Here is an 18,326-nt window from a genome sequence, read left to right on the forward strand (position 1 = left end):
CTGAGCGCTGCGCGCTCAGGACTGAACGGCCTCGCTGCGCTCGGCCAGCGCCTTCGGCGCCTGGCTCTCCGCTTCGCTCCGAGCCATGGCGTCTACTTCCGGCCGGATGTCCTGCGCTTCGCTCCGGACTGGCTCTGGTTCCGCTGCGCTCCACCAGAGCCGGGGCCTGCGGAGCAGGCCCCGGGGCTCCCGCGCTACGCGCGGGAGATGACCCCGTTTCACGGGGTCCGGGCCTTCGGCCCGTTGGGTGGGTCCGCTCCGCTCCCCCACCTCTTAGTCCTTCCGGCTCCGCCTTCCAGGACCAGGCCTGCTTCGCAGTCCTGGCTAGCAGCAGTTGCTATCCCCGCCTAGGGGCCCGGACCACCTTGCCGTTCTTCACGAAGAGCCTCACGCGTTGCTCGTTGAAGTCCATCGTGACCATGCTGCCGTCGGGCACCGCATGGACCGCGATCTCCGGGAACTCAGCCCGGATCTGCTCGCGGGCCTCCTCCGCCGGCTTCCCCGTCAGCTCCGGCCACTCACTTTTCGCCACCACAAGCTCCTCCACGGGGATCACAGGCCGCTGTCGATACCGGTCACGGCCGGCGGGCCGAGCGGGGCATCGGACTCTGAGAGGCCCGCCTCTTTCAAGGCTGCCGTAACGATCCGCATGGCATCGAGCTCCGCCTCATACTTGTCCGGGGCCTCAACCTCAAGCCGGATGGAGAAGGTGCCGTCCTCGTTCAGCGTGAGGAGGCTCAGTCCCTCATTTTCACTGACCTCCGTGTGCCGCGGGGCCAACTTCCGCTCGACGGCAAGAGGCACGGAAGCGGGAACATCCGACACGAACGTACCCGGGACCGTAATGACAAAGCTGGTCACGGCAACTCCTCACATAGAACGAGACCTCCAGTGTCATCCTGCTGCCCCCAATCCTTCATAAGGAACTCGTACCAGGCCATCCCGGACGCTAGTACCAGGCCGCCCCACGTGGCCGACACCAAAACGACCAGCCAAGAGCCGCCCCAGTCTGACTCAAAATGGCAGGCGGATACAGACTTGAACTAACGGCTCATAGCGAGGAAACCTCGCCAGACAACGGTCGAGAACCAGAAGAACTGAGCAGTGCGCAGCTTCACTGACCTCGAGCCCCAGGTGCTCTGTCGAGCTCTACCGTGGCGCTCTCGTGCTGCTGAGCGTGTGACGGCTGTGTTGGTCTGTGCAGCCTCGGTCACGACGACTGTAGATGGCCCTGCAACCGAGGCCGCCGTCGACCTGGCCGGGTACAGGCCAGCTTCGGCACCGGCTGCCCCTCGACAGCAGCGCGGCGCTATCATTTCGGTCAATCGTGCAACGCCCGGCACGCAGGCCGCAGGAGGCATTTTGTTGCATGAACCTGTTCGCTCCTCCAACGTCCGGTCTGTGGGCTACAGCCAGGCAGAGCGTGTGCTCGAGGTCGCCTTTCACAACGGAGGGCTGTACCGCTACGAAGACGTCCCTGCGGACGTGCACGCGGCCCTGATGGCGTCCTCCAGCAAGGGCGGGTTCCTGGCCCAGTTCATCAAGGGCCGCTACCAGTACCGTCCGATCTCCGTCTGATTCCCAGACAGTTTCTTAGACCCGTTCGATCGTTGTTGAGTTGAGGCGTGCGTGCAGATCTGCTCCGTTTCCGTTGAGGGCTTCCGCTGCCTTGCGGACATCGGCGATGTTCCGGTCCTGCCGCAGACAGTTCTGACCGGCCAGAACGAGGGTGGGAAGAGCGCTTTGCTAGACGCGCTGAACTTTCTCCTTCACGGGACAGCGCTGAGCGAGCGCGATCTCACCTACGTCGGCGACGGGGGGCATCGGGAGCCGGCACCCGACGGTGAACCGGTCGCACCCCACGCGCGAGTGCCTCAGACAACCGTGACTGGCGAGTTCGCCCTCAACACGGATGAGCAGCAGCGCTTCGCCCTGCCCGAGCGCGTGCCCATCCGGCGCCGCTTCCGCCCGGAAGCAGGAACATTCCTGGAGATTCGACGCAGCGTCTGCAAGGATCCCGGGCTGCGGGACTTGGAATCTGTGAAGTTGCCGAACCTCAAGAAGCTGGCAGCCGCACACGGGGTCGATCCCATCGGACAGGCGAATGTGAGGAACAGCTGGGAGCAGCCTCTTCGGGAGCTGGCCCAGCAGATGGAGCAGTTCGACGAGTGGGTGGCTGCGGATTCTGAGGTAGCCGCCGCGATGCCGTCGATGGTGTACTTCAAGGGTGACGCAGTACAGGCGCCCGAGGCCGTAGTCCAGAGCCTGCTCAACTCCCGGCTACGCGAGTACACGCGGGCTGATGAAGTAGCCAAGCGCGTGGCAGACCTTGAGGGCTACTTGGCCGAATCGCTGACGCCCGACATCAACAGCATCCGCGGGCACATCGCCGAGCGGTGCGCCCTGCCGTCTGTCGAGCTGGACCCGCAGGTGCAGGTGCGTCCAGCGCTGGTCGGGGTCGAGCTGAACATCGTGGACTCGCAGGGTCGGCGGTTCCCACTCTCGTCGGCAGGAACCGGTCGCTCACGTCGCATCTCGCTGGCCCTCTGGGAGAGCAGCAACGACCTGGGGCAGCACGACTCGACGCAAGGGCCCGACGCAGATGTCGTGTTCGTTTACGACGAGCCCGACACCCACCTCGACTATTCCCACCAGCGGCGCATCATGGCATTGATCCAGTTGCAGTCATCGCGACCCAATGCGCGCGTCATTGTGGCGACGCACTCGCTCAACCTGATCGACGGCGTGGACATCTCCTCCGTAGTGCACCTGCGCACCCACGAGGGGCGGGTACGGGCAGAGGTTCTGAGCGAGGACAGCGCAGACGTGGATGTGCGTCGCCATCTGTCGACGATCGCGACCACTCTGGGGTTCCGTAACAGTGTGCTGCTGCACGAGCGGTTCTTCGTCGCGGTGGAGGGTGTGTCCGAGACGTCCGCATTCCCGATCATGTTCCGAAAGCACGCCGGGTTTCCCATCCAATCCGCCGGTATCTGCCTCTGGGCGGGTGGCAGCAACGAGGGTGCGCTGCGATTCGCCAAGTTCCTCAAGGAGCATGGCCGTGACGTCGCCTTTGTCGTCGACAAGGACAGTCGTGCCAACCAGAAGCATGTCTTTCGAGACGACAAGCTCAGGGAGCATGGCTTCGACCTGACCAAAGAGTGCCTCTACCTCGGCTCCCCCAACGAGCTTGAGGACCTGTTCACCAGTGACGACTGGGCGAACACGGCCAATGCACTGTGGAAGCCGAACACCGAACGCGGTCCCTGGCAGCCTGAAGAAGTCGAAGCACTGCGAGCCGGAAAGTTCAGCTCGCAGCTACTGACCATGTTCAAGGCCGGCTCGGCCGAAGGGCCTCAGAACAAGGAAGACCTGATGGTCGGCATCGCTGCACACCTTCCCAAGGACCGCATCCCCGCCGCACTGGCTGCAATCTTCGACGCCTTGGTCACTCGCGCGCAGAACGCGGGGCCTCATCTTTGGTAGGCCGTACGCGCTCGGCCTGACGCGCCGCGCGTCGCGCCTGCATACGCTTGAGCCGCTGTTCACGCGTCGGAGGCTCCCACGTGTGGAGGCCGACTGACGCGACCCACTGGGCGCCGTGATGGTCCTGCTCGTCACCGCACCAACGGCAGCCGTCTGGAGTGGGCGGCTCCTTGCGATGTATGCGTCGCGCTTGTCCACCACCCATGGAACACCGCCCGTATGCGTCGGAATGCCTTCGATATGAACACTTCCCCGAAAGGTCATAGCCGAAGATTCCCACACGCCACTGACAGTCCTACGGCCCAAGCCAGGCCGCTCCAACGCCAAGCCGGGCAGGCCATTCGTCGAAGACTGGACCTGGCCCAAACACCACCTGCGAGGACAGCGCAGCCCCGATTCTGCGGAGACCCAGCGGCAGGTCGCAGATGGGCCGAATCGTTCCCACCCACTCTTAACGCAGGTGACGTAACTCGCGCAGCCCGTAGTCCGGTGGCAGCCACCCCTTCTTCCGCCTCTCGATAGTCTTCCGCGTGTGTGGAGGCGGGTACGGGCAGCCCTGCATCAGATCGGGTTCATCCCTGACCCACGCAAGCCCGTAATGGGCGCTGCACACAGGCCAGATGGTCGCCGCAGGCTCCTTCACTCTCAGGGGCGTTCCACGCCGCCCGTGGGGCCGCTTGGGGCACGGAGGCTGGGGCGGGCGGATCCTGCAGCCCTCGGCGAAGGCCATCAGGGACGGCAGTCCCGCACTTCTCAGCGGATCGCTAAACAGCGGTCCGCTGCCGCCACCGATCCTCCAGAGGAGAGCGGTCGCCCTCAGCAGAGGACGTGCCCAGGCGGGAACAGGGTGGGTCATGCAGCCCCGGCGCAGCCCGTGGTCATGCAGCGTGAGCGTCGTGCCGTTCGCGCTCAGATCGCGCGCGTGCGCGGCATCGAGCTGAGTGGTGGAGGCCGCGGTGAACGCGGCCGTGGCCAGCTGAGCCGCCAGGTAGGGGTGCGCCGTCGCGCGGTGGAGCCGCCACGACACCTCCGCCTCGGTGACCGGCGGCATCACCGGCGGGAAGAAGTCCCGGTCTGCCGCTAATGGCGCGGCGCACCGGCACGGTCCGATCGACTCGTCGAAGGTCCTGAGGGTGGTCAGTGCGGGCAAGTCGATCCAGCGGTTCGCCAGGGGCCGTGCTGCTTGCGGGGCCCGGCGTTGTGGGATGGTCGGTTCGGCCTCGGGCAGCAGGGCGGAGGCCTCGGCGATGCTGTGGTCCACCTGGCGCAGTTCGCGTTCCAGGAATGCCCGTACGGCCCGGTGGTGGCAGACCAGAACCAGGCGGACACCGGTACGCCGGCGCAGGGTGAGGAGAGCTCTGAAGCGGTGCGGAGTAAGCAGGTGGGCGCGCAGCAGGGTCAGGTGGGTGATGGGGGTGGCCAGGATCCAGGCCGCGGCGATCGACCAGGCCGGGGCCGGGTCGAGGTGGCGGTAGCCGGCCACGGGGACCGGCTTGCCAAGGGCAGCGAGGACGTCGTAGGCGAGCGCGATCGCGGCGTCGGTGCCCGGGGTCGGATGAACGGTGAGGCGTCCGTGCTGCGGGGCGTGGGAGGCCAGCGCCGCCCGGGTGTGGACCACGTCGTCGTACGGGTCCAGGACCACCGTGACCGGCGGCGGGTTCGGGCAGTCCAGCACCTCAGGCCACCACCGGGCGCTGGCGCAGCTTGCTGTAGGACCAGCGCAGCAAGTCCTCGTCCAGGCTCCGCCCGGACTCCTTCATCCCGGCAGTCAGGTGATGGGTGATCTTCGCCCAGGCCCGGAAATTGCCGTGCGCGGCCTCGTCATCGCACATCGCGATCAGATCCGGGTCCGCATCCGCCCACACGGGGTGGAACGCCGGGATGACGGTGAGGACCTCCTCCAGCGGCATCGGCTCGATCTCCTGCCACGCGTACACCCGGGACTCCAGCATCGGCTCACTCTGCAACATCTCGAAACAGCCGTCCCCGCCCGTGAACACGATCGTCAGATCCGAGCCGATGTCATCCCACAGATAACGCAGGTACTCGAAGCACATCTTCGACAGCCACTGCGCCTCGTCACAGACCAGGACGTGCGTCGCCTCCAGGGCGCCGCGCAGCATACGGTCGAACTCGATCGGCTGCGTCGGCGGACGGCCCTGCATACCCAGGGCGTGGAACAGCTCATGGCGCAGGTCGCGGGTCGAAGGGCGGGCCCGGAACTGGATCCGGCGTGTCAGCCTCGGTGCGAGCTCACGCAGCGAGGTGTTCACAGCCAACGACTTGCCCCGGCCCGCCTGCCCGTAGATGCAGATCATGGCTCTGGCCTCGATTGCGGCACGGATGTTCTCCCGCACCATCAGCAGCGCGCGCGTGGAGACCACCTGGGCGCCCGGCAGCCGCATGAAGTGGTCCTCCCGCTCCCGGGGCAGCCGGCCCTGCCGTTCAGCAGTCGCCATTGATCAACGCTCCCCGCTGTCGTCACGTACACCACCCGCTCCAGACGGCCCGCCCTCGGCTGCCTCCGCCTGCCCGGAATCGGTCTGCGAGTCGGCCGCGCGGCGGGGGCGGACAACCGGCCGGGCCCAGGAAGCCGGAGGCTCACGCGGCGGGATCAAGTCCGGCAGAGCACGGGCCGCCAGATCCACGCCCCTGGACCGGGCGATCTCCGCCTCGGCCTGCGAGGAAGTGACCGTGCGGCGCGGACGGGGCACCGCAGCCGTCGTCGTGGCCGTGTAGCGGGCCTTGCGCAGCTTCTCCGCCGCCTTCAGATCCGCCTTCAACGCGCGGGCCTGCTTCTCCCTGACCGAACTCAGCGCACGACGCTGCTCCACCGTCGCCGCCTGGGCCAGGTAGGCGGTCCCGAGGTGCCGGCCCCACTCCTCGGTAGAGAACACCTCGATCTGCCCGTCGTAGTGCGGCAGATACCGCAGCCGGACCCGCATGCCGACGTGGCCGGCCATCCACGGCGCGATATAGGCACGACGTCGCCAGCTGATTCCGTTCGTGGTGATCTTCCGGACCCGGCCGTCGTCCTCCAGCGCGAAGAACGCCAGGCGCTCCTCCGCAACGTCCTCGACCGGCGCCGGATCCGCCTCCCACGCCGCCAACGGCGTCAGGTTCGCGGCCAGACCGGCAGGGCGGTGCTCGGTGTTCCACCAGGCCACCCAGTCCAGCAGGACCTTCACGAAGTCCGGGTACGAGAGCAGGTCCTCCACCGGATCCGGACGGTACGCCTCCGCCGGGCGAGCACGGTGCGTATAGCCCGGCAGCGAGACCAGCAGCATCTCCTCCACCGCACCGTTCAACGCCTCGACGGTGCCCTTGCGGTACGGCTTATACGCCGGCAGATCATCCACCGGAACAGCGAAAGCACCCAGAGCACGCTCCACCGTCCGGCACAAGAACTCCTTGCCCCGGTCCACCCGCACCACGCCGGGCAGACCACCGAACGGGCCGTACGGATCCTGCCTGCTGATCCCCGTGCGCAGCGCGGCCAGGACCGCATCCCTCGCCGGCTGGTGCGGAGTAACCGCCACCCCGACGATCGCCTTCGTCGCTACATCGATGAACCACGTCACCCACGGACACACCGCAGACCCTTCAAGATCCACCCGCACCGGGACCCGCTTGTGGTCCCCCTCCCAGCACGCATTCCGATGCGTCGCGGGGCGCTTCCCATACACATCGAAGCGTCGGCGGGCCTCCTCGCCGCCCTTCAGGCCCTCGCGCTCCCCCACCGACAAGTCCTGCCGTACGGCGCGGTGGAACACCGACAGTGACGGCACCGGCCCCAGCGACGGGTCCTCCACCGCACGAGCCACGAGCTCACGGTGCACCGCAGAGACATTCCCGCCCCACACAGCCAGCTGCTGCCGAATCTCCTGCGTCACGGTGAGCCTCGAACGCGGCTTCGGACCCATCCGCCCCTCGCTCCGCCCCACGGACAACCAGCTCCACACCGTGCGCTCCGACACTCCGGACACCGACGCCACCAACCGCACATGCGCCGACGTCAGCTCGCCCCGGGAATCCAACGACATCAGACGGGCAACAGCCGCCTCACGCACTACAGCAACTGGCATCACCACGTCCCCGGCGTCGGGACCCTCCCCAGCCATGCACATCACCCCTCAGACAGAACGCCCAGCGAAGACGCTGTCCGCCGCTTCCCACCCCACACAGACACGCCGCGCAGCATCACCCGAACGGAGACGGCGGGCTCAAGCAGACCGCCCAGATTGACGCAGGAGCCCGCGGGGCAGCTCTTGCCTCAGACAGGGCTACAAGGGGGGAACCATGGCGCGAAGGAAGTCGCTGGCGTCTCAGCTCATGCAGGCGTACCGCGACGCCCAGAAGGCCAAGGCAGCAGCTGCCAAGCAGGCGGAAGCAGAGCGGCTGCGGCAGGCGCGCGCTGAAGAACGGGAAGCGGCCCGGCAGGGCAGGGAGGACGCGCGGAGAGAGCGGGAGCAGGCCCAGGCTTGGGTACGGGCCAAGAAGCAGAACGAGCGGACCCGTGCCGAGGAGGCGCGCAAGGCCGATCAGATCGTCCGGGACCTGGAGAAGCGTGAAGCAGCCCGAGCGAAGGCGGCCGAGCAGAAGAAGAAGGCCGCGGCGCGTGAGAAAACCGAGGCCGACCGGCGAGCAAGCCAACAACTGAGCGAGGACCTGCGCCGAGAAGCCGCAGCCAAGACAGCCGAAGTCGAGGAGCAGGTCAAGCGCCTGAACGCCGTGCTCACCGGCAGAGCGACAGGACTGCACACTCACCGCCTGCCGGTAGAGCAGGCCTTTGTCAGCAATGGCATCGACGCGATGACTGGCCACGTCGAAGCTGCACTCGGCCAGGTCAGCTACCCCAACGGACTTCGCGGCACGTGGCGTACGGCGTTCACACCCGAATCACGAGAGCTCGTGCTGGACGTTGAGCTCCCCAGCCAGGTGGCAGTACCAGTGGCCATGCAGTACCGATACAAGGGTTCGACTCCGCCCACAGTCGTCCCCCAGCCGCGGAAAGACGCCGAGACCAAGGCCATGTACAGGGACCTCGTCGCCAGACTCGCACTCCGCGCCATCGACGAAGCGCTCGCCGTGACACCACCCGCGCTGGTCGACGTCGTGGCCTTCAACGGGCATGTCAATGCCAAGGACCGGGCCACAGGAAAGGCCGTCCGGCCCTGCCTGGTCAGCCTGCGTGCGGAGCGGAACACCTTCGAGGAACTCGTCCTGGACGAACCAGAACTCGACCCTGTGCAGACCCTGCGTTACCTCAACGCCATCGTCTCCCAACACCCCTACGACCTGGAACCCGTCCGGCCAGTAGTTACGTTCGACCTAGCCAAATTCAAACTCGCACCCGAACACGACGTGGTCGCCGGCCTTGACAGCCGACCCGACCTACTCGCACTCGACCCCATCGAATTCGAACATCTCATCCGGCGTCTGTTCGAGGCGAGGGGACTCAAGTCCTGGGTCACCCAGGCCTCACGCGACGACGGAATCGACGCAGTCGCCATCAGCGAGGAACCCCTGGTCGGCGGCCTCTGCATCATCCAAGCCAAACGCACCAAGAACGTCGTACCAGCGGAGACCGTCCGCGCACACGCCGCCATGGTCAACGACAAAGTCGCTTCCAAGGGCATCGTCGTCACCACCGCCTGGTTCGGCAAAGCCAGTCACGACTTCGCCCCGCGCCACCGACTGGAACTCATCGACGGCCGACACCTGAAGGCACTCCTCCTCGAGTACCTCGACATCGACGCTCTCATCGGACTTCCCAAGCTCCCACCCGGCTGGGCAACCCGAGACCTCACCTAACACAGGACCAGCAAGAAGACCGCCCCAACTCACTCCGCGCATACCGATCCAACGCCTACAGACTCGGCGCGAGCTCCACCCCAGATTCGGCAGCACTCTTCAGCAACAAATCAGCGCCAAACCTTCAGAGCAGGAGCGACATCACCACAAACCTGCACGTCACAGCGCTCAAAACCCACTGAAAACGAAACGCCGAACCACTGAAGAACCGACGCCGAATATCACGTTCGGACGCCCGCTGCGGTCCGGTCGCACCTCTGGTCGCGTCTCTGGTCGTGCTCCTGGTCGCACGTCAGGTCGCGCCTCTGGTCGCATTGGGCGGCACCCACAGCCAGAACGGAAGCCCAGGTCAGCCGGGCGATTGAGAGGGGCGCCGGGCGCCGACTACTTCCCTCCAGGGCCTTCCACGGCGGCAGGAGGAGCCCAGGGCAGTGCCAGATCGTCACCGGATCGACGGGGAAGGACGTGGAAATGGACGTGGTCCACCGACTGGGTGGCCGGTCTTCCCTTCGAGGTGAGGACGTTGGCGCTGGGCAGTTCGGCGACGAGCTCGGATGCGGCGGCCATGTGAGGGCGCTTATGAGCGGGTCGGCTCCGGCGTCGGGTACGTGCTCGCATGGCAGGACGAGGAGGTGTCCGGGGGTGACCGGGTTCAGCGGGACGATGGCGAAGACCTGGGGCCAGCGCCGGACGATGGTGGCCGGGGCGCGGCCGCTGGCGATGTCGCAGAAGACGCAGTCGGTGGGCATCGGGCTCCCTTGAACGAGGCCAGGCCCTGCCGGTGGGCAGGGCTTGGAGCTGTGGGGTGTGCTGTCCTGCGTGTCCGGGGCTGTTAGGAGCAGATCGAGAGGATGACAGAGGCCGAGCGCCTCCGGCTGGACCCCGCGCTGGTGGCCATCTCCAGAAATCCCGAGATCGGCGTCCCCTCGAAGCACGGCGCGATCCGCGAGCACCGCGACGGCGGCGTCCGGATCCTGTACGTGCCCACCGCCCTGGGCACCCTTGAGTCGCATTACGTCGAAGCGGACTGACTGCGGTCACATCGATCTCCGCTGGCCCACGTAGGCACGCTTCGGCGCAGAGGGTCAGGTGGGTGAAATCCAGGTGATCTCGGCCGTGTGTGCCACTCGCCATGATCCTCAGATAGGAGAGTCATGGTCGGCTTTGTCGGCAAACGCTTGGGAGTGGATCAATGACTCGCACCACCGTCGCTTGGATGCTCGACGAAGAAGAGGCCCGAACGGCAGCGATCTCAAGTCTCGGACTTAATAAGGCAGTTCCGGACGCACTCGTTACGGATCGCTGGTTCCTTCCTAACTACATGAAGGCATTGGCAATCGAGGCAGTCAAGCGCGACGCCCCGGAGGGCGTTGTTGAGGATTTGATGCTCCTTCTGCGACGCGCGACAAGGAACGCCAAGGGGATCGACGAGTACGGTGTCGAGGTTCTGGCCCGACTCGAAGGACTGCGAGACGTGGATGAAATCGTCCCTGTCCTAGAACGAGCCCGGGACGAAGCCCCCGACGAGTCAAGGAGGCAACGGATCGAGCGTCTCCTCAAGAAGGCGCGGCAGCCCGGTCCGAGCCGCGAGGATTTGCGTGCGATGAGCGATGAGCAGCTTGAGGAAACCTTGCTCAGCGACAATTGCGACAGCTGCTGCCTCTACGGATGCTCTCTGTGCCTGCTTGAATGCTTCATTTGTTGTATCGGAACTTGTTACTGCTGCCAAGGCGGCTGTGGATAACGGCCGGCTGCGACGTCACAGAAGACGCAGTCGGTGGGCATCGGGCTCCCCTTGGTTCGCCAACTCCCGAGCCAGTTCACCGTCATATCCGACACTCATCAGCTGTCCCTCCTGAAGATCGATCAGTACGGCCCGACGATGCCGATCAGCGATGCGGCGAACAAGAGAGCAGAACGGGCCAGCATCCCCACAGGAAATGGCAGCAGCGTGGTGAGAGCGGAGGCGATCCCGACGACGGGAAGACGATGCGGGCAGGCAGATCGTCGGGGTGCGCCCTGGTGAGCGTAGTCAGCGGGAGCATCGTGACCCAGAAAGTCGATGATCGCGACGTCTTCTCAGGAGGGAGGGCACGGCGGCTCGTACGGTTTGTCGGGCAGGTAGTGCTTCCATTCCTGTCGGGTGATGAGGTCGCCGGCCGATGCGCAGATGTCGCCGATGGCCCGGTCCGGGTTGGTGTCCCACAGTTCTACGCCTGAGGATGCCCTTACGAGGGCGAGGTACTCGCCGTCTGGGGTGAAGCGGAGCGCGTATACGTACTGCGGTGAGCTCGGCAGGTAGGAACTCCGTCTGGGATTTTTTGGATCGGTGAGATCCCAGATCTCGGGGCGCTCCTCGTCACCCACGGCCTTCCTTGCCATCAGGGCGAGGCGGGTGCCGTCGGGGCTGAAGGCCATCGTGCTGCCGTCGATGCCTGAGGAGACGCGGGAGAGCTCCTCTGTGAGCTGGTGGCCCTCCACGCGCCACAGCCTCAGTGTGCCGTCGATGTCGTAGATGGCGAGCAGCTTCCCGTCCGGCCGGAAAGCGATGTGCGCCGCGTTGACACCGGCCTCGCTCGGCCGTGCCCACTGCTGCTTCGGATGTGCGGGATCGGTGAGGTCCCAGCTCTCCAGCTCGCCCGCGGGCTTGGGCCGGGTGCCGTCCTTGTCGGCGAAGGGGGTGTCGGCGAGGAGGAGCGATTTGCCGTCCGGGGAGAACTCGAGCATCACGCACGACGCGTCGATCCGGGCGATCTGGCGTGGGGCACCGGGGTTGGCGATGTCGTAGATCCGAACGCTCGGTTTCGCGACGTTGCCGTCTCTGAAGCCGTTCATGTCGGAGACGGCCAGGACGGGCTCGGTGGGGCTGAAGGCGATCACCGCCACACCGTTGTCCAGGTCCTCGATGGTGGCCATTGGTGCGGTGCCCTCGGCTGCCGAGGTGCTGCGTAGCCGCACGCCGACGATTTCCTGTTTCTTGCCGTCCGGGTCGGTCTTGCCGTTCTCGTACGCCTCGATGTCGGCGAGGAGGCTTCCGTCCGGGCTGAGGGCGATGTCGGCTCCGGTGAACATGTCGGGGGAGCGCGTCCTGCTGAGGATCGTGATGTCGTCCTGCGACGTCGCGTCCAGCAGATAGTTCACGCGCACTCCTTGGAGGGCGATCAGCTTCTTCCCACCGACCACCCGGTAGTCGAACTGGGCTCCGGTGCCGGGGGTGAGCGGAATGAGGCTTTCGGCGCCCGGCTGGGCCGAGTTGTTGAGGTAGGAGACGCGCACCCCGTGGTCGGTGGCCTGTAACAGTTTGCGCGGACTGGTGGGGTCGAACAGGAGCGTCCCCGACTCCTGGAGCGTGCTCTCCCCGCCCTTCGCCCCGGAGAGAAGCGTGACGGAGAGGCCGGTCTTCTGGTAGATCCACACCTGCCAGGTACCGCCGCAGGCCCCGACGACGTACTCGCGGATCGGGCTGAACACCAGGGAGTTCAGGCCCTCGATGCAGGATGATCCGATCGTCGAGTCGTCCTTCTTTTCTTCCATCCTTCGTGGCGTGTCGGGCACGTCCAACTGCCACAGCCCGAGCGCGTCTCCGCTCCTCAGGACGACCGGAGCCGCGAGTATCCGTCCGTCGGGGTTGAAGGCCACCCGGTGGAGCGGCCTCGGGTTCACGAGCACGCTGCGGTCGTACTTCGCTCCCTCGAGCACGGCGATGCGCTCGGGGTGTCCGGAGTCGGCCGCCTTCCAGAGCTGGATCCGGCCGTCCACGCTCATGCTGGCGAGGAGGTCACGCTCAGGAGACACGGCCAGGGAGTCGAGCCGCGCGGAATGGCCGGTGAGTGCGGGGAGGGGCTTCGGCGTGGTCCGGTCGCCGATGTCCCAGACGCGGATCTCACCGGTCGACAGGCCGCCGTACAGGCTCTTGCCGTCAGCGCTGAGGGCGAGCGCGTGGACGCTGTGCTCCAGCTGTGGCGGCGCGGCGGTCTGCGTCGGATGACCGGGATCCGATATGTCCCACAGTCGCACCCACGCTGTTGTCGGTTGCCGCTCGTCGTAGGTGACCGCGGCGAGCGTCCGGCCGTCCCGGCTGATCGTCAAGGGGCCGGTCAGGCCCGCTTCGACCCGGGCGGAGCCGCCCGGGAAGCGCAGCTCGATCGCGGCTCCGACCGAGATGGCGAGGACGCGGCCGTCGCCGCTGTAGGCGAGATCCTGAGCCTGCTCGTCCGCGTTTATCACTCCGGGCGAGCGCCGGCTGTTGAGCAGCGCTCCGCGCCCCGCCTCTTTGTCCATCCGGTAGGAGACCAGGCTGAGCTGCTTGGCCAGGCCGGGCTGCTGATCGCGGAGGTCCTCGGCCTCGGCGGCAAGGTAGCGGGCCAGGTCGCGTTCGCCTGACCGCTCGGCACGATGCTGGAAGATCACGGAACTGATCAGTCCGGATGTGGCGAGCACAACCAGCACTATGAGGAACGCGACGGCGATCCGGGTTCGGCGCGCACCTCGGCGCTCCTGCCGCCAGGAGGCGTCGACGAACTCGGCTAGCACCGAGTCGGGCGCGTCCGCGCCGGCCGGTGACGACGCGGCGCGTTCCCGCACGGCAGCCAGCCTGCTTCCGCGGTAGAGCAGCGAGGACTCCCGCCCGGCCCGTTCCCATGCCCTGGCGTCTGCGGTGAGGTGTTGACGGGCACGCAGCCAGTCCCGGTCCGCGTCGATCCACTCCGTCAACAGGGGCCAGGCGCGCAGCAGCGCTTCGTGGCTGATGCGGGCGGAGTCATGGTCGAGGGTGATCAGGCGGGCCCGGGTGAAGCGGTCGAGGGCTAGCTGTGCGGACGAAGTGTCGGGCAGGCCGTGCAGGAGCGCGGAGCGGTCCACGGGCTGGGCCGTGTCCGCGGTGTCCTCTCCCACGCGGACCAGTCGGGGCAGCATGAGCCGGACAGCTTCCCTGCCCTGCGGATCCAGTCCGTCGTACGTGTTGTCGGCGGTGGTTTTGATCGCCTCCGCGATCCCTCCGGCGGCACGGTACTGGGCGACGGTGAGTCGCGATCCGGAGCGGCGCAGCCAGGTCGCCCACAGGACGTGGGAGAGCAGCGGCAGCGCCCCGGCTGCCGGTTGCCGGTCGGTCGTCGCGCCGAACTCGTGCAGGATCACGTCGGCGAGGCCCTCGTCCAGGACCAGGCCGGCGGCCGCGGCCGGTCCGTCGACGGCGGCGCGGAGTTCGTCGGGGTTCATCGGCTCGACCAGCAGCTGGTTGTCGCGCAGAGCAGCCAGCAATTCGGGGTGCGCGGCGGCCTGGCCGTAGAAGTCCGCCCGGAGCGCAAGCACCACCAGGGCTCCCGGCGCACCCCCTCCAGAGGGCCGTGCCAGGGCTGTCACCTCCCGCAGGAACGCGGTGCGCTCCGATGGGTCGGGGCACAGCGTGAACAGTTCCTCCAACTGGTCGACGACGAGGATGAGCCGCTGCTCTGGTCGGCCGGCCAGCAGCCGGCCGGCCAGCTCGGTCGTACGGTCGGAGGTCTCCCACAGCGGATCAGTGGACTCGGCGCGATGGTCGAGCAGCGCTGCGAGGTGCCGGAGCGGGCTCCTGCCGGGGGTCAGGCGCAGCGGTAGCCAAGAGGTGGTGCCGAGCAGTCCTCGCTCGCGCAGTCCGGCTGCGAGACCGGCGTTGAGCAGGGAGGTCTTCCCTGAGCCGGAGGGGCCCACCAGAACCAGCGGGCCCGGCTCATCCGCTCCTGCCATGTCCGTCAGTGCGGCGAACACCCGCTCCGTCATGTCGTCGCGTCCGAAGTACACGTCGGCGTCGTCCACCCCGAAGGCGTCGAGGCCCGGATAAGGGCAGCGGCCGGGCGCGGGCTCCACGTCCGGCGAGGGCTCGGGCTGCGCCGGCACTGCCGGGTTCGGTGCGAGGACGAGACGCCCCGAGCGGTCCCCTGCCTGGCGGCGGGGCAGCGGCCCCTGCCGGTCGCTCATCACCCGGAAGACTCCGTCGAACACGGCGTCCAAGGTCAATTGCTGGAGTCCGCGCGGGTCGCCGTGCGTCAGCACCTCTATGAGGGCGCCGGTGAACGCGGTGTGTGGTGCGCCAGGAGGTGCGAGGGCCAGCTGTTCCGCGGACCCCATGAGGTACATGCCGTGCGCGGGCGTCATCGTGAACGCGGGCAACGACGGGCCGCCGCTCAGCGAAACCCGCCCGGAGAAGCAGCAGTCGAGCACGACGACGACGGACGACGACCGGCTCGCCTCCAGGGCTTGCCGCAGTGAGGTGAACGACAGCGCCTGATGCCCGGCCATCCCCGGGGTGAGGCGGTCAGTGCTGGTGGCGGCCAAGTAGAGCTCGCCGTCCGGGCCGAGCAGACCGTGCCCGATGAAGTAGACGAGCAGCACGGTGTCCGCTCGCTGCGCTTCCTCGGTGACTGCCCGCGCCATGATTTGCGCGTCGGCCGGGTCGAGCAGCGTGCGCAGGTGGTCGGGCCGGACCCCGCAGCGTTCGGTCAAGACCGCCTGCAGATCCCGGCAGGAGGTTGCGGCTGCCGGCACCGGCGTCAGCAGCGGGCCCTCATGCGTCGCGGTCGCGATCAGCAGAACCCGTACGCCCGCGCCGGACAGGTCCGTCACGGCAACTCACGACGTTCGGGCTCGTCCGCGCCCGTCGCTTGCCGGCTGCCCAACAGATCGGCGATCTGGTCCACTTGCTGCTGCAGGGCGGGAGTGTCGAGGCCGGATACCCGCTTCGCGGCCAGATCGAGCGAGCTGCCGTCCGGAAGCGTCACTTTGATGTGCACGTCTCCACGGCGGGTACGGAGCCAGGCGATGAGTCCGGTGGCGAACGCGCTCACGGCACCGGCCGGGCCGAGCGCAACCGACAACGCGTCGAGTACCGGCCCCAGCGTGCCGGTCTCCGGCGGCCGCTCCACCGCGTCGACCCGCCCACGCAACTCCTGGGAATCGGCCAACCAGTCCCGGAGCGAGCGGAGCTGTTCCCCACCGTCCGGACCTTCCGAGATTAGTGCGACATGCATAGTTCCCCCGCCTGCACCGCATACACGGTTGTCGATGCGCCATCCCTGAGGTGAGAGATGCTTCCCGCAGAGCCCCGCCCAGTCAAAGACTCATTCAGGACTTTCGTGACACGCTGCCCCGGCCAACGACCTGCCGCGGGAGATGGTTGGGACTTCTCAAGGCCAGCCGCACGTGATCAGGGCGCCCGTCGCGGTTCGGCCTGGTGCATTTTCGGTGTGAACACCCGGACAATGCCGTTGGCGTCCGCCGCCGCCTCTCGGAGGTGGTGGTTCTCGACTTCCAGAACGTGGACTACCCGGGCCAGCTGCTCGATGTCACGGGTGAGCTGGTCTCGTTGTTCGCGGAGCCTGGTGTTCTTGCGCTTCAGCTCGTCGTTTTGCTGCTTGAGGCTGTCGGCGATCCTCGGGCGGGCATCTTGGGAGCGGACCAGCGCGTAGTAGAGGTCCTTGATACCGGTGTGCTTGTGGGTGAGCTTATTGCGTTTGAGGCCGGCTTCCTGGGCGAGGGCCTTGACGGTGAGTTGGCCCTCCGAGCGCATTGGTGTGCCGATGAGGAGACGGATCATCGCGTCGGTGATGGCCTGGACCTCGGAGGCGTCGTCCAGTGCGGAGGCCGCCGCGTACGCCGCGCGGGACTGAGCGAGCACGGCTCCGACGGTCTCGGCGATGGTGGCTGGCGACGGGAGCGGGTCGCGTCGGCGGCCGGCGGGGTGCTTGCGGGCGTGTTCACTCGGGGCTTCCAGGGGTAGTGGCGCTCTGTTCGTGCTTGCGGATGAGTTCCAGGCGGGTTTGGCGGCATTGCTGCTGGCGGTGGCGGAGTGGCTGGGGCAGGAGGGGGTCAGCGAGTTCCTCGTCGATGGCGTCGATCTGGGCCTGGGCTCTGCGCATGTGGGTGTCGGTGCGGGAGATGTTCGCGCAGGCGGGGGTGCACCGGTCACGGTCGGGGCCCGGCCTCGGGCCAGGGGCGTCGGTACCGCAGAGGGCTTTGAACGGGTCGTAGTTGCAGGTCAGCAGTGCGCTGGGGTCGTCGAAGATCCGCAGTCGGGCGTTGGTGCGCAGGGCTTTGATCTGGCTCTTGGTGGCGAAGGAGCCGTGGAAGCGGGCGTTGAACTCGTGGGCGGAGGCCATGTAGCGCTTGGCAGCGGGGCCGCTGACTGCCTCGCCCGCGTCCAGGCGTTCACCGGCCTCGGCGAGCGCATCCGCCACTGCGAGGGTTTCCTCCGGGTCGAGGACGTCGGTCATGTCCATCGTGGTGCGGCCGCCGTGCCTGCCTCGCTGCTACTTGCTGCCACCTCGGCCACTACGACGAAGCTCTCCATCTGGAGCAGCAGGTCCTGGAAGCACGTATCGAAGTCTTCGGCCCCAGACGAGAAGAGGCCCCAGGAGATCATGTCGGTGAGGGCATGCGGGTCGGCGTCAGGTGCAAACCGGATGACGCAGTAGTCCTCGCCGGGAATGACGCGAGTGATCCACAGCGGCCTGGTGGCGTACGTGGTCGGGTACTCCAGCAGGGCACGGAGTACGAATGCCTCCAGCAGTTCCTGCTGGCCTGAGGGACGCGGGATCGGCGGGCTGCCGACGGGAAGCAGCTCCATCCGGGCCTTCGCGCCGGCCCAGGTCTCACCGGTGTAGCGGCGGCAGACATTGACGTGATCGTTCGCGCGCATTGCGCAACAACTCCTCGTGGATGCTGCCGGATCTCAGCGAGAAGTAGCTGCCTGTGAAATCAACTCAGGTACACCATGGACCAAGTCGTGGGAGGGTGCGCCTGGGCTTTCGACACGCTGCGCCATTGATCCGGAACGACGCACGACGAGGGCTCCCTTAGCCCACGGAGACCATACGGCCGCCATCACGCTCCCTGACGCTTCGCCACGCCGACACCGACAGTTCGTTCTCGTCGAAGTTCATCTCATCCCCCTGGCGCTGACGCTACATGGACCCGGTCCACGTCGGCAGAGGAGCATGACGGGGCTATGGATCAGGTACTGATCATTTGCAGGTCATCTCGCGTGACCGGAG

General features: G+C 67.0%; 16 protein-coding genes. 5 read left to right on the forward strand and 11 right to left on the reverse strand.

Annotated features, from left to right (window positions below):
* Positions 1-337 precede the first annotated feature (337 nt).
* Positions 338-532 carry a serine protease inhibitor gene (locus OG490_RS00005; protein WP_330294187.1) on the reverse strand — a complete coding sequence of 65 codons (195 nt, stop codon included), beginning with the start codon at positions 530-532 and terminating at the stop codon, positions 338-340.
* A 20-nt stretch (positions 533-552) separates the two neighbouring features.
* On the reverse strand, positions 553-861 hold the full coding sequence (locus OG490_RS00010) for a hypothetical protein (RefSeq protein ID WP_330294188.1): 309 nt from the start codon (positions 859-861) through the stop codon (positions 553-555).
* Between the two features lie 504 nt (positions 862-1,365).
* Between OG490_RS00010 and OG490_RS00015 the strand changes: the two genes are divergently transcribed.
* On the forward strand, positions 1,366-1,578 hold the full coding sequence (locus OG490_RS00015; protein ID WP_330294189.1) for a KTSC domain-containing protein: 213 nt from the start codon (positions 1,366-1,368) through the stop codon (positions 1,576-1,578).
* Between the two features lie 51 nt (positions 1,579-1,629).
* Positions 1,630-3,486, forward strand: a complete 1,857-nt coding sequence (locus tag OG490_RS00020; protein ID WP_330294190.1) for an AAA family ATPase — start codon at positions 1,630-1,632, stop codon at positions 3,484-3,486.
* Positions 3,487-3,937: 451 nt separating this feature from the next.
* On the opposite strand, the gene OG490_RS00025 is transcribed toward OG490_RS00020, so the two are convergent.
* The 3 genes from OG490_RS00025 to OG490_RS00035 are packed head-to-tail and all read right to left on the reverse strand — an operon-like array spanning position 3,938 to position 7,571.
* Complete coding sequence (locus tag OG490_RS00025; protein WP_330294191.1) at positions 3,938-5,161, reverse strand: hypothetical protein; 1,224 nt, start codon at positions 5,159-5,161, stop codon at positions 3,938-3,940.
* 1 nt (position 5,162) lies between these two features.
* Positions 5,163-5,945: an ATP-binding protein gene (locus OG490_RS00030; RefSeq protein ID WP_330294192.1), complete on the reverse strand. Its 783-nt coding sequence runs from the start codon at positions 5,943-5,945 to the stop codon at positions 5,163-5,165.
* Between the two features lie 3 nt (positions 5,946-5,948).
* Positions 5,949-7,571, reverse strand: a complete 1,623-nt coding sequence (locus OG490_RS00035; RefSeq protein ID WP_443065923.1) for a transposase — start codon at positions 7,569-7,571, stop codon at positions 5,949-5,951.
* Between the two features lie 214 nt (positions 7,572-7,785).
* On the opposite strand from OG490_RS00035, the gene OG490_RS00040 reads away from it, so the two are divergent.
* Entirely contained in the window at positions 7,786-9,300 is a 1,515-nt protein-coding gene (locus OG490_RS00040; protein WP_330294194.1) for a restriction endonuclease, read from the forward strand.
* 384 nt (positions 9,301-9,684) lie between these two features.
* Here OG490_RS00040 and OG490_RS00045 read toward each other — a convergent pair whose 3' ends face one another.
* A complete protein-coding gene (locus OG490_RS00045; protein WP_330294195.1) occupies positions 9,685-9,918 on the reverse strand; it encodes an HIT family protein in 234 nt (77 codons plus the stop codon).
* A gap of 233 nt (positions 9,919-10,151) precedes the next feature.
* On the opposite strand from OG490_RS00045, the gene OG490_RS00050 reads away from it, so the two are divergent.
* Together OG490_RS00050 and OG490_RS00055 are read left to right on the forward strand one after the other, a co-directional pair.
* Entirely contained in the window at positions 10,152-10,331 is a 180-nt protein-coding gene (locus OG490_RS00050) for a hypothetical protein (RefSeq protein ID WP_330294196.1), read from the forward strand.
* A 185-nt stretch (positions 10,332-10,516) separates the two neighbouring features.
* Complete coding sequence (locus OG490_RS00055) at positions 10,517-11,044, forward strand: hypothetical protein (protein ID WP_330294197.1); 528 nt, start codon at positions 10,517-10,519, stop codon at positions 11,042-11,044.
* Between the two features lie 335 nt (positions 11,045-11,379).
* Here OG490_RS00055 and OG490_RS00060 read toward each other — a convergent pair whose 3' ends face one another.
* The 5 genes from OG490_RS00060 to OG490_RS00080 all read right to left on the reverse strand — a co-directional run bounded on the left by OG490_RS00060 (position 11,380) and on the right by OG490_RS00080 (position 17,971).
* Positions 11,380-15,900 (reverse strand): caspase, EACC1-associated type, encoded by a 4,521-nt coding sequence (locus OG490_RS00060; RefSeq protein ID WP_330294198.1) that lies wholly within the window; start codon positions 15,898-15,900, stop codon positions 11,380-11,382.
* The gene (locus OG490_RS00065; RefSeq protein ID WP_330294199.1) at positions 15,897-16,304 is read right to left on the reverse strand and encodes an effector-associated constant component EACC1; all 408 of its coding nucleotides are present in this window, start codon (positions 16,302-16,304) and stop codon (positions 15,897-15,899) included. Before OG490_RS00065 ends, OG490_RS00060 begins: the two co-directional genes overlap by 4 nt.
* A gap of 176 nt (positions 16,305-16,480) precedes the next feature.
* On the reverse strand, positions 16,481-16,951 hold the full coding sequence (locus OG490_RS00070) for a hypothetical protein (RefSeq protein WP_330294200.1): 471 nt from the start codon (positions 16,949-16,951) through the stop codon (positions 16,481-16,483).
* A gap of 79 nt (positions 16,952-17,030) precedes the next feature.
* The gene (locus tag OG490_RS00075; RefSeq protein WP_330294201.1) at positions 17,031-17,546 is read right to left on the reverse strand and encodes a hypothetical protein; all 516 of its coding nucleotides are present in this window, start codon (positions 17,544-17,546) and stop codon (positions 17,031-17,033) included.
* Complete coding sequence (locus OG490_RS00080) at positions 17,543-17,971, reverse strand: hypothetical protein (protein WP_330294202.1); 429 nt, start codon at positions 17,969-17,971, stop codon at positions 17,543-17,545. The genes OG490_RS00075 and OG490_RS00080 overlap by 4 nt, the downstream gene beginning before the upstream one ends.
* Between the last annotated feature and the right edge of the window lie 355 nt (positions 17,972-18,326).

Source organism: Streptomyces sp. NBC_00503, assembly GCF_036346895.1.
GTDB lineage: Bacteria > Actinomycetota > Actinomycetes > Streptomycetales > Streptomycetaceae > Streptomyces.

Excerpts from the sequence above, each read along its gene's own strand:
- OG490_RS00030 (WP_330294192.1), bottom strand. The coding sequence starts at position 5,945 with ATGGCGACTGCTGAACGGCAGGGCCGGCTGCCCCGGGAGCGGGAGGAC.
- OG490_RS00035 (WP_443065923.1), bottom strand. The coding sequence starts at position 7,571 with ATGCCAGTTGCTGTAGTGCGTGAGGCGGCTGTTGCCCGTCTGATGTCG.
- OG490_RS00040 (WP_330294194.1), top strand. The coding sequence starts at position 7,786 with ATGGCGCGAAGGAAGTCGCTGGCGTCTCAGCTCATGCAGGCGTACCGC.
- OG490_RS00045 (WP_330294195.1), bottom strand. The coding sequence starts at position 9,918 with ATGCGAGCACGTACCCGACGCCGGAGCCGACCCGCTCATAAGCGCCCT.
- OG490_RS00050 (WP_330294196.1), top strand. The coding sequence starts at position 10,152 with ATGACAGAGGCCGAGCGCCTCCGGCTGGACCCCGCGCTGGTGGCCATC.
- OG490_RS00055 (WP_330294197.1), top strand. The coding sequence starts at position 10,517 with ATGCTCGACGAAGAAGAGGCCCGAACGGCAGCGATCTCAAGTCTCGGA.
- OG490_RS00065 (WP_330294199.1), bottom strand. The coding sequence starts at position 16,304 with ATGCATGTCGCACTAATCTCGGAAGGTCCGGACGGTGGGGAACAGCTC.
- OG490_RS00075 (WP_330294201.1), bottom strand. The coding sequence starts at position 17,546 with ATGACCGACGTCCTCGACCCGGAGGAAACCCTCGCAGTGGCGGATGCG.
- OG490_RS00080 (WP_330294202.1), bottom strand. The coding sequence starts at position 17,971 with ATGCGCGCGAACGATCACGTCAATGTCTGCCGCCGCTACACCGGTGAG.